Here is a 331-nt window from a genome sequence, read left to right as displayed (position 1 = left end):
CCTTGTATAAAGAATGAAATGCATCCAATAAATAAGGATGAACAGGGCAAATTAAAAAATATTTGATGAGTACACATATAATCAAAAAAGAAAGAGGTAATCAGAATGAAGAAAGTAAGAAAAGCCATTATTCCAGCTGCTGGTCTTGGAACACGCTTTTTACCAGCAACAAAGGCACAACCTAAAGAAATGTTACCAATTGTTGATAAACCAACAATCCAATATATCGTTGAAGAAGCGGTAGCTGCTGGTATTGAAGATATTATTATCGTTACAGGAAAAGGAAAACGTGCGATTGAAGATCATTTTGATAATGCATTTGAATTAGAGC

General features: G+C 33.5%; 1 protein-coding gene. It reads left to right on the top strand.

The window, feature by feature from the left end; all coding sequences use genetic code 11:
- Positions 1-105 precede the first annotated feature (105 nt).
- Positions 106-331, top strand: a 226-nt coding sequence (locus SB658_RS22690) for a sugar phosphate nucleotidyltransferase (RefSeq protein WP_410602485.1), incomplete at its 3' end; no start/stop codon positions are given.

The sequence above is a fragment of the Bacillus sp. SIMBA_008 genome, assembly GCF_046535495.1.
In the GTDB taxonomy this organism is placed as follows: Bacteria; Bacillota; Bacilli; order Bacillales; family Bacillaceae; genus Bacillus; species Bacillus subtilis.
This window is presented reverse-complemented; position numbering and strand designations above follow the sequence as displayed.